Origin of the sequence: Pseudomonas sp. NFACC32-1 (assembly GCF_900101215.1) — a bacterium.
Classification (GTDB): domain Bacteria; phylum Pseudomonadota; class Gammaproteobacteria; order Pseudomonadales; family Pseudomonadaceae; genus Aquipseudomonas.
Genome location: NZ_FMUL01000009.1, coordinates 220,607 through 230,010, shown reverse-complemented (window position 1 = coordinate 230,010; position 9,404 = coordinate 220,607). Strand labels below are relative to the sequence as shown.

The 9,404-nt window shown below is 64.1% G+C and carries 8 protein-coding genes; 4 read left to right on the top strand and 4 right to left on the bottom strand.

What is annotated here, in order from left to right; genetic code table 11:
* Together BLP99_RS16200 and BLP99_RS16195 are read right to left on the bottom strand one after the other, a co-directional pair.
* Window positions 1–2,730, bottom strand: a 2,730-nt coding sequence (locus tag BLP99_RS16200; protein WP_143007955.1) for a non-ribosomal peptide synthetase, incomplete at its 3' end; no start/stop codon positions are given.
* Between the two features lie 468 nt (window positions 2,731–3,198).
* Entirely contained in the window at window positions 3,199–3,981 is a 783-nt protein-coding gene (locus BLP99_RS16195; protein WP_072391682.1) for an SDR family NAD(P)-dependent oxidoreductase, read from the bottom strand.
* An 87-nt stretch (window positions 3,982–4,068) separates the two neighbouring features.
* On the opposite strand from BLP99_RS16195, the gene BLP99_RS16190 reads away from it, so the two are divergent.
* The 3 genes from BLP99_RS16190 to BLP99_RS16180 all read left to right on the top strand — a co-directional run bounded on the left by BLP99_RS16190 (window position 4,069) and on the right by BLP99_RS16180 (window position 6,313).
* Window positions 4,069–4,230, top strand: a complete 162-nt coding sequence (locus BLP99_RS16190) for a DUF2986 domain-containing protein (RefSeq protein ID WP_072391685.1) — start codon at window positions 4,069–4,071, stop codon at window positions 4,228–4,230.
* Window positions 4,231–4,518: 288 nt separating this feature from the next.
* On the top strand, window positions 4,519–5,565 hold the full coding sequence (locus BLP99_RS16185; RefSeq protein WP_072391688.1) for a class I SAM-dependent methyltransferase: 1,047 nt from the start codon (window positions 4,519–4,521) through the stop codon (window positions 5,563–5,565).
* 217 nt (window positions 5,566–5,782) lie between these two features.
* The gene (locus BLP99_RS16180) at window positions 5,783–6,313 is read left to right on the top strand and encodes a hypothetical protein (protein WP_072391691.1); all 531 of its coding nucleotides are present in this window, start codon (window positions 5,783–5,785) and stop codon (window positions 6,311–6,313) included.
* 428 nt (window positions 6,314–6,741) lie between these two features.
* Here the strand turns inward: BLP99_RS16180 and BLP99_RS16175 are convergent, their stop codons facing one another.
* On the bottom strand, window positions 6,742–7,506 hold the full coding sequence (locus tag BLP99_RS16175) for an SDR family oxidoreductase (RefSeq protein WP_072458884.1): 765 nt from the start codon (window positions 7,504–7,506) through the stop codon (window positions 6,742–6,744).
* 28 nt (window positions 7,507–7,534) lie between these two features.
* Window positions 7,535–8,335: an SDR family NAD(P)-dependent oxidoreductase gene (locus tag BLP99_RS16170; protein WP_092180928.1), complete on the bottom strand. Its 801-nt coding sequence runs from the start codon at window positions 8,333–8,335 to the stop codon at window positions 7,535–7,537.
* A 110-nt stretch (window positions 8,336–8,445) separates the two neighbouring features.
* Between BLP99_RS16170 and BLP99_RS16165 the strand changes: the two genes are divergently transcribed.
* Complete coding sequence (locus BLP99_RS16165; protein WP_072431272.1) at window positions 8,446–9,390, top strand: GlxA family transcriptional regulator; 945 nt, start codon at window positions 8,446–8,448, stop codon at window positions 9,388–9,390.
* The last annotated feature ends 14 nt before the right edge of the window (window positions 9,391–9,404 follow it).

Here is a 9,404-nt window from a genome sequence, read left to right as displayed (position 1 = left end):
GGTGGCGGTGAAGTAGGCCAGCAGGCGTTGCTGGGCGTCGGCCAGCACCACCGCTTCGGTCACGGGTGGCAAGGCCTTGAGCTGCGCCTCGATCTCCCCCAGCTCGATCCGGAAACCGCGGATCTTGACCTGGAAGTCGTTGCGCCCCAGGAACAGCAACACGCCGTCGGCGCGCCAGCGCGCCAGGTCGCCGGTGCGGTACAACCGCGCCCCCGGCGTCGGGTCGAAGGGATGGGGCACGAAGCGCTGTTCGCTCAACTGTGGCTGGTTCAGGTAACCCAGGGCCAGGCCATCGCCGCCGATGTACAGCTCGCCGGCGACGCCGATGGGCACGGGGCGACGTTGGTCGTCGAGCACGTAGACCTGGGTATTGCCGATCGGCTTGCCGATGGGAATGTCACCGGCCAGGGCGTCTTCCAGGGTGATGCGATGGGTGGTGGCGAAGGTGGTGCTTTCGGTGGGGCCGTAGCCGTTGAGCAGATGCCGGGGCGGCGAGTGGCGCAACACCTGGGCGATGCGCCGGGGATCGAGCACATCGCCGCCCACCATCAGGTAGCGCAGGGCCGCGAAGGCCGGGGCCAGAGGTTCGGCGAACTGATGGAACAGCCCGGCGGTGAGCCAGAGGACGCTGACTTCATGGCGCAGCAGATGTTCATTGAGCCGGGCCGCATCCAGCAGGGTGTCGCGAGGACAGACCACCAGGCAGCCGCCGTTGAGCAATGCGCCCCAGATTTCCAGGGTGCTGGCGTCGAAGGCCGGGTTGGCGGCCAGGGCGATGCGATCCTGGGCGTTGAAATCGGCGAAACCGTTGTTGCGCACCAGGCGGGTGATGGCGCGGTGGGGCACCTGCACACCCTTGGGCACGCCGGTCGAGCCGGAGGTGTACATGACGTAGGCCACATCGTTCGCACCGCTTGCCTGCGGTGGAGCAGGGGGGGCTTCGCTGGGCAGTTCGTCGAGGTCGAGGGTCAGGACGCCTGCCACCGACAATGCGGGCCCGTGTTCGCACAGCAGCCAGGCGCTGCCGCTGTCGGCCAGTACCCTTGCCAGATGCGCGGCGGGAGCGTCGCGATCCACCGGCACATAGGCCGCGCCGCGTTTCAGGATCGCCAGTATCGACACGATCAGCCCCGCGCCTCGGCCCAGGTATAACGCGACCTTGGCACCGGCCTTGACCCCCTGTGCCGCCAGGTGTCCGGCCAGCCACTCGGCGCGCTGGTCGAGCTGGCGATAGCTCAGCGACTGCCTGTCGTCCTGCAGCGCCGTGGCTTGGGGACGAAGTCGGAGCTGCGCCTCGAAGAGCGCGCACAGCGACGTTTCGGCGGGATATTCCCGGGCGGTGGCGTTGAAGTCTTGGATGACCCGGTGCTGCTCGGTTGCATCGAGCAAGGTGTAGTCCATCAGCGCCCGGCTCGGGTCGGCGAGCACCTGTTCGGTGAGGTGTTCGAGGCGCTTCAGGTGCGCGCTCATCTGCTCGGTGCTGAAGAGGCGCGGGTCGTAGTTGAATTCCAGGAACGGTTCGGTCTGCACTTCGTAGTCGCGCAGGTAGATCGCCAGCGGGTAGCGTTCGTAGCCATTGTGCCAGGTGCGCAACGTGCAGCGCGCTCGGCCCAGGTTCACATCGCCGGGGTACTGTTCCACCGAAAGCATCAACTCGAACAACTGGCCGGGATGGCCGGCGCGTGCCCGCAGCTCACGGTGCAGGTCCTGCAATGGATAGCGCTGGTGCCGATAGCTGCGCCGAGTCTGATGGGCGACTCGCTGCACCGCCTCGGCGAAGCTGGCTTGTCCGTCGACCCGGACCGCCAGTGGCAGCACCGACGAAAACATCCCCACGGTCCGTTTCTGCAGGGCATCGCCGCGGTTGTGCACCGGCAAGCCGATCACCAGCTGTTCACGGCCATCGGTCATGCGGCTGAAATAGCCGGCCAGTAACGCGCTCAAGCAGTGGCTGAGAGTCGCCCCCTGGGTCTTTGCCCACTGGCTCAAGCGCTCCAGGCGGCTTGCCCCCAGGGTCCAGACCGCCTGGGCGCTGGGCACCGGAGCGGTGAGGTTGGGTTGCGCCTGGCCCTGGGTGGCCGGCGACACCGGGGATTGGAACAACGGCGCCGGCAGCGTCGAAAACTGCTCCAGCCAATAATCGCGGGCCTTGGCGTAGCGGGCCGACCCCAGGTACGCCCGATCCTTTGCCACGAAAGCCTGGTAACCCTGCGCCAGTTCCGGGTCGATCACCGGCTGCTCACCGCGCAGCATCTGGTTGTACGTCGCGCTGACGGCCTGGCCGATCAGCCCCACGGACGTGCCATCGCAAATCAGGTGGTGATAACGGGCGTTCCACAGTGCCTGGGTATCGGAGAGCTGGAACCATTCCATGCTCCACAGCGGACGGCCATAAAGTACAAACGGAGTGCGGTTCAGTTGCGTGAGGGTGGCCAGTGCCTGGGCGGGCGCATCGGGCGCAGCGCGCAAATCATGGAAGGTGAACGGCGCCTCCAGCGCGGCGACGACCTGTTGTTGGGCCTGTCCTTCGCTTTCGCTGAAGATCAGTCGCAACGCATCGTACTGGGTGATGACCCACTTGAGCGCGGCCGCGAAGATCGCCGGGTCCACGGCGCCGTCGATCTGCACCGTGACGCCGATGTTGTAGGAGGGTGTATCGGGCGAGAGCAATTGGTCGAACCAGACGGATTGTTGCGTGGAGCTCAACGAAAAGCATCGCGGTTCGATCATGACACGTCCATATGTGCTGGCGCCGACCTGGCGGCGACCCCAAGGGGTGGGATCGGCACGCCCGGACGGGCATATCCTGTTTAGACACGGGCGACGGGATCGGCAAAGCCTGGCTGGGGCCTGATTCAGGGTTTATCGAGGGGCCAAACGTTTGCCAGCGACCACGGAAAACTCCCTGCGGCGCCTGCCAGATCCGTCCAAGCGGATAAACATAGCAGTGGTTTGGCAAATGGAAAGTTTTTTTTATTTTGTTTCTGACGAAACGATTATTCGTCCTGGAGGTGCGGGTGGACTTGGTTCATCGCGGCATCGGCAGCGAAGAAGCCGTCACAAGCCAGCAGGCATCGCGAGGGTGACCGAATGCAGCAGAAGGCCAGATCGGTCGCGACTCCATCGACATCGGCATGTTGTGTCGGTCGCTACAGCCGCGCTTTGCCAAGCCAGGCCACGGAGGCGCTGGCAATGGATTCAAAGGCCCGGCGCCTTGTTTTCAACCAGGCAGTTCCCACCGTCCACCACCAGCAGTTCCCCGGTGATATAGCTGGCTTCGGGAGAGGCGAGAAATGCGACGGCGGCCGCCACTTCTTCCGGGCGGCCGGCACGTCCGAGCGGGGTATGGCGGGCGGCGTGCACTTCCTCAGGCAAGCTTGAACCGGTGGCGATCCAGCCCGGCGCGACCGAGTTCACCGTGATGCCGTAGGAGGCGACTTCCAGTGCCAGGCTCATGTTCATGCCGACCATCCCGGCTTTCGCGGCGCTGTAGGCTGCGCCGCTGGGGTAGCTGGCACGGGTGCCGGTGGTGGAGCTGATCTGGACGATGCGGCCATAACGGCGCGCCTGCATGCCTGGCAGTACGCCGCGGGTGAGCAGGAACGCGCTGGTCAGGTTGCGCGCGATCGAGCCGTTCCAGGTCTCCAGGCTCATGCCGGCCACTTCGGTGGCCGCTTCGGGCGCGCCCTGGACAGCCATTCCGGCGTTGTTCACCAAGATATCGATGCGACCCCATAGCGACTCGGCCCAGGCCGTGAACGGTCGGACCTGGGCTTCGTCGGTCAGGTCTGCGGCGCGCCCTTCGACGTCGAAACCTTCGGCACGCAGTTCGGCGACGCGCTCGTCGATGCGGGCGCTGCTGGCGGTGATCACCAGCCTGGCCCCGGCGGCCCCCAGGCGCCGGGCGATGGCGATCCCGATGCCTTGCCCGCTGCCGGCGCCGCTGATCAACGCCACCTGTCCTTTCCAATCCGTCATCATCGTCTTACTCCGCAAGGGTAGTGATTATGGTTGGCTCATTATTTTTATCTGGCATCATGCCCGCACGTACACGCCGGGCAGAGCCACATGAATCGTCGCAAAAAGATCAAGCAGCTACTTCAGGCCAATGCCAAGAAGGCCAGCGCCAAGCTGGCGCCGCGCAACAAGCCCAAGTACATCAGTAAAGCCGACCGATTGAAACTGGCGGCCGAAGCCGACCAGGCATCGAGCGACGCCACTGAAAGCTGACCCAGGGCCGTCCCTGTCCTGATCCATCCTGCCTCGTTCGGGCCACCTTCGATCGCCGCTTCGCCGGGCGTCGCGTCATGCCACGCCGTTGCCTTGCAAGGCATAGACTGGGTATCCCTGCGGTGAATCAGGGCCGCGGGTAGCCGGGCTGGCGTCCGGTTTGCCGGGTGATTGCGTGCCGGACGAACGGCGACACGTGCCCGCGCGTTTATCCATCCGACCACCGCAAACAGTCTTCAGGTTTCTTGCGCCCGTGTCGACGGTGGCCTTCTTGCAGGAGGGTACGTAATGGACGAGGCAAAACTGAACGAGTTCATGGGTAAGCTGGTGTCCGATATGGGCGCCTCGGCCATGCTCGCCAACGTGATACTGGGGGACGAACTCGGGCTGTACAAGGCAATGGCCGATAGCCGGCCGGTGACCTGCGAGGCGCTTGCCTCCAGGACCGGCTGCAACCCACGGTTGATCCGGGAATGGCTCAGCGCCCACGTGGCGTCCGGGTACATGGAGCATCACGAAGGGCAGTTCGTATTGCCCGAAGAGCAGGCCCTGGCCCTGGCCATCGAGGATTCGCCGGTGTATGTGGCGGGCGGGGTCATGGTGGTCGCTTCCATGTTCCACGACAAGGACAAACTGGTGGCCGCCATGCGCGGTGATGGCGGGCTCGCCTGGGGCGATCACCATCCCTGCATGTTCAGCGGTACCGAGCGCTTTTTCCGACCGGGGTACAAGACGTATCTGGTGTCGCAATGGTTGCCGGCATTGGAAGGTGTGGTGGAAAAACTCACCGCCGGCGCGCGTGTCGCCGATATCGGCTGTGGCCACGGCGCCTCCACCATTGTCATGGCACAGGCCTTCGCGGCGTCCCGCTTCATGGGGTTCGACTATCACGCCCCCTCCATCGCCACTGCGACACAGCGCGCCAGGGAGGCCGGCGTCGAGGACCGCGTCAGTTTCGCCCAAAGCACTGCCAAGGACTATCCCGGGGAGGCTTACGACCTGATCTGCTATTTCGATTGCCTGCATGACATGGGCGACCCGGTCGGCGCGGCGCAACATGCCTATCGGTCGCTGAAGGATGACGGTACGGTCCTGCTGGTCGAACCGTTTGCCAACGACACGCTGGACGAGAACATCACCCCTGTCGGACGGCTGTTCTACGCCGCTTCCACCTTTATCTGCACACCCAACTCACTCTCCCAGGAAGTGGGCCTGGGCCTGGGCGCCCAGGCCGGGGAGACCCGGTTGCGGGAGATATTCGAGGCGGCCGGCTTCAGACAACTGCGCCGCGCGGCCCAGACGCCTTTCAACCTGATCCTCGAGGCTCGCAAGTAACCGATGGTGGGTACGCCGTGTGCGCAAGGAATCCGTGCACGGCTCAATCCGCTGGCGATGCAACGCCGGCGGCGTAAAGATTGAACAGCCCTCGACAGCCCATGGTCTACGTCTTGAAGCGTGGCGCAGCGCAAACCCACCGCCCGCCGCGAAGCGCTGCGCGAAGGCGGCCCGAAGGGCGGCAGGGAACCAAGGCCAACGGTCAAGGATGTGAACGATGATGATTGCCTGCCTGGGATGGGGTTCGTTGATCTGGAAACCTGAATCCTTGCCATTGGCCAGCGAGTGGTTCCTGGACGGCCCGCTGTTGCCGATAGAGTTTTCACGGGTCGGTGACGGCGGTGAACTCGCCACGGCGATCTGCCCGGACGCGCCGCCCGTCAAGGTTCTGTGGTCGGTGTTGGCCGTCGAATCGCTGGAGCAGGCCTGTGAAGCGCTGCGCCAACGCGAACAGATTCCGGCGGATCGACAAGGCGGTATCGGCCTGTTCAAGGCCGGCCGTTCGCCGGTGGGCACGATGGCGCGATGGGCTGCGCAGCGTCAGCTCGATGCGGTGGTCTGGACGGCGCTTGAGCCCAGGTTCGAGGACAACGAGGGCCGGGTACCTTCCCTGGACGATGTGCTGGCTTATCTGTCTGGCCTGACGGGGGAAACGCTGGCCCATGCCCGGGACTACATCAGGCAGGTGCCCCGACAGATCGATACACCCTATCGGCGGGAAATTGCCAGCAGGCTGGGGTGCAAGTGACGTATGTCCGAAAGGGGAAGGTGCGACGCAAGCGGTGGGATTGGTTTCGCTAGGTGACAGTTTTCTATACAGAAACTATTATTTGTACAGGTTTTGGCGTTGCGTATGGGACTGCTGGCATGACTCCTCAAGAAAAGCTTCTTTTATGGCATTCGAACTGGGCTCTTTCCAAACAGACCGTTAAATGCAAGGGCTGCGGTGCAGAGCAACCGGAGCAGGACAAGGACAGGGACTTCGTTCACCACCCGCAATGCACGGCGATGCGCCCGGGCATGAGCCCGTGGAGTGCCCTGGATGACATCCGGATGTCATTCGAAAACTAGGCTCCGTCTGAAAGCCAGGTCGGGCATTCAACGCTCCGGCTCCACCCTTTTTATCCAAGCCCGATGGGAAACGGCCCGGCGTCGGATGACGTCGGGCCGTTTGGGTCATGCGACCGGGATGGGGTTCTCCACCATCGACAGGTTGAACTGCTCGATCAGGGCGTATTCGTCCGGCCCGGGGTTCGAGCGCAGTGCCGCGATGCGGTCGACGATGATTTCATGGCGGGAGCCTTCGAGCTTGTCCATGGTTTCGGCGATGAACTCGTCGAGAGGCATGGCGCGTTCGTCGCCACTGCGGTGAATCAGGTCGGTATCGACCCAGGGCGGCGAGATCTCCAGCACCTTCACCGAGGTCTCGCGCAGCATGAAGCGCTGCGACAGAGTGTAGGAGTGGATGGCGGCCTTGGTGGCCGAATACAGCGCCGTGACGGCCAGCGGAATGAAGGCGAGCACCGAGCTGTTGTTGATGATGTACGCCTCGGGCTGTGTCTTGAGATGTTCGACGAACGCCGCACTGACCCGAACAGGTCCGAGCAGGTTGGTATCGATCAACTGCACCGCCGCGGCGTCGTCGTGTTCACCCGATCCTGCGTTGTCGAACGGCATGATCCCGGCGTTGTTGATGACCACGTTGAGGGCTGGATAACGGGCGATCACCTGCTCGGCGACGGCCTTGATCTGGGCCGGGTTGCCAATATCGAGCTCGACGCTGTCCATGCCGGGGTTGGCTTGGGTGATCTCATCCAGCAGGGCTTTACGCCGGCCAGCGATAATCACCTGGTTGCCACGTTGGTGGAAGGCTTCGGCCAGGGCTCGACCGATGCCGGAGGTGCCGCCGGTGATGAATACGGTGTTCTGGGTCAGCTTCATGGGACATTCTCCTGGATGAATTCGGTGATCAATGGGCGGCTTTGTAACGGGGCGCCGGGACGTTGCTCGACAGCTGGGTCGAGAGGTGCTGGCGCGCCGCTTCGTAGGCCTGCCAGGCTTCAAGGGCGTGCAGCGAAGGGATGGAAATCAGCTCACCTCGATCGAAATCCAACAGTGCCGAGTCGACCAGGGCGCTGGCGGACATCACGATGCCCGGGTCCAGGTTTTCCACGGGCAGCCCGCCAATGGCCCAGAAGTCGGTGGCCGTGGCGCCTGGCAGGACGGCCTGGATGCGCACGCCTTTGTCGGCCAGTTCACGGTGCAGCGATTGGCTCAGTGCCGTGACGAAGGCTTTGCTGCCGCCATAGACGCCGTTGAGGATTTCCGGAGCGACGCTGACGATGGAGGAAATGTTGATGATTGCGCCTGTGCCCCTGGCGACGAAGCCGGGCGCGGCGGCATACGTCAGCCGGGTCGGGGCGGTGACGTTCAGTTCGATCATCCGCGTCATCTGTTCCACGTCGCTGTCGAGCAAGGCGGTGTGGGTGCCGATCCCGGCGTTGTTGACCAACAGGGTGATGCTGGCGTCTTCCCTGAGCTTGGCTTCGACCCTGGCCAGGGAAGTGCGCTCGTTGAGGTCTGCGTCGAGCACCTCGACAATGCGCCCGGTCTCATCGGCGATGCGCCTGGCCAGTGCGTTGAGGCGGTCGCGGTTGCGTGCCACCAGGATCAGGTTGTAGCCACGGCGGGCGAGGCGGTCGGCATAGACGGCACCGATGCCGGATGAGGCGCCGGTGATCAAGGCAGTACCCGGATGTGCGTGAGTCATTTTCATTCTCCAGAGCGGTGGGTTGCGTTGGAGAAATAGTGCGGGGATTTGACGATGTCTTAAATGACGTTTATGGTCGTTTTTCAGGACATTCAAGAAGGAAACTCGGCATGCACCGTATCGGCTATGTTGTCGCGGACGGCTTCCAGGTGATGTCGTTGGCCTCTCAGACGGTGTTCGAGTACGCGAATGTCGTCGCCGGCGAGCCGTTCTATGCCATAGAGAATTACTCCGTGACCGGCGGTCTTGTCCGTTCTTCCCTGGGCATGCTCATTGAAACCGCGCCGTTGGGCGCGCCCGGGCATGCACAGACCTGGATCTTCACCGGCGTGAACGACCCGCTCACTGTTGCACCTTCGGCCGAACTGCTGGCATTCGCCCGCCTGGCCGGGGGACAGGCCCGGCGTACGGCAGGCATCTGCACCGGTGGTTTCGTCCTGGCCGAGGCCGGCTTGCTGGCCGATCGCCGAGCGACCACCCACTGGGCCTACGCCAGCGAGTTGCAGCGGCGGTTCCCGGACGTGCAGGTGGAAGACGATCGTATCTATATCATCGACGGCCCGATCTGGACCTCGGCCGGCATGACCGCCGGCCTCGACCTGGCGATGGGCATGCTGGAAAAGGACCTGGGAGCCGAAGTCGCCCGCTCGGTGGCGCGCAAGCTGGTGATGCACCAACGACGTACAGGAGGTCAGTCCCAGCATTCCGAGCTGCTGGCCCTGGCGCCGAAATCGGACCGGATCCAGAGCGCGCTGGATTATGCGCGGCTCAACCTGGCCGGCCCGTTGAGCGTCGAGGCATTGGCCGAGCACGTGCACCTGAGCCCGCGCCAGTTCACCCGGGTGTTCACTGCGGAGACCGGCCAGTCACCGGCCAAGGCCATCGAAAACCTGCGCCTGGAAGCGGCACGGCTGATGATCGAACAGAGCCGCCACAGCCTGGAGACCGTCGCCCGGGAAACCGGCTTTCGTGATCGCCGCCATCTGCGCGAGGTGTTCCTGCGGGGCTTCGGTGTCACCCCCTTGGCGGTGCGACGGGATGCTCGTGGGAGTTGATGGCCACGGCAGGC

Excerpts from the sequence above, each read along its gene's own strand:
- BLP99_RS16195 (WP_072391682.1), bottom strand. The coding sequence starts at position 3,981 with ATGATGACGGATTGGAAAGGACAGGTGGCGTTGATCAGCGGCGCCGGC.
- BLP99_RS16190 (WP_072391685.1), top strand. The coding sequence starts at position 4,069 with ATGAATCGTCGCAAAAAGATCAAGCAGCTACTTCAGGCCAATGCCAAG.
- BLP99_RS16185 (WP_072391688.1), top strand. The coding sequence starts at position 4,519 with ATGGACGAGGCAAAACTGAACGAGTTCATGGGTAAGCTGGTGTCCGAT.
- BLP99_RS16180 (WP_072391691.1), top strand. The coding sequence starts at position 5,783 with ATGATGATTGCCTGCCTGGGATGGGGTTCGTTGATCTGGAAACCTGAA.
- BLP99_RS16175 (WP_072458884.1), bottom strand. The coding sequence starts at position 7,506 with ATGAAGCTGACCCAGAACACCGTATTCATCACCGGCGGCACCTCCGGC.
- BLP99_RS16170 (WP_092180928.1), bottom strand. The coding sequence starts at position 8,335 with ATGACTCACGCACATCCGGGTACTGCCTTGATCACCGGCGCCTCATCC.
- BLP99_RS16165 (WP_072431272.1), top strand. The coding sequence starts at position 8,446 with ATGCACCGTATCGGCTATGTTGTCGCGGACGGCTTCCAGGTGATGTCG.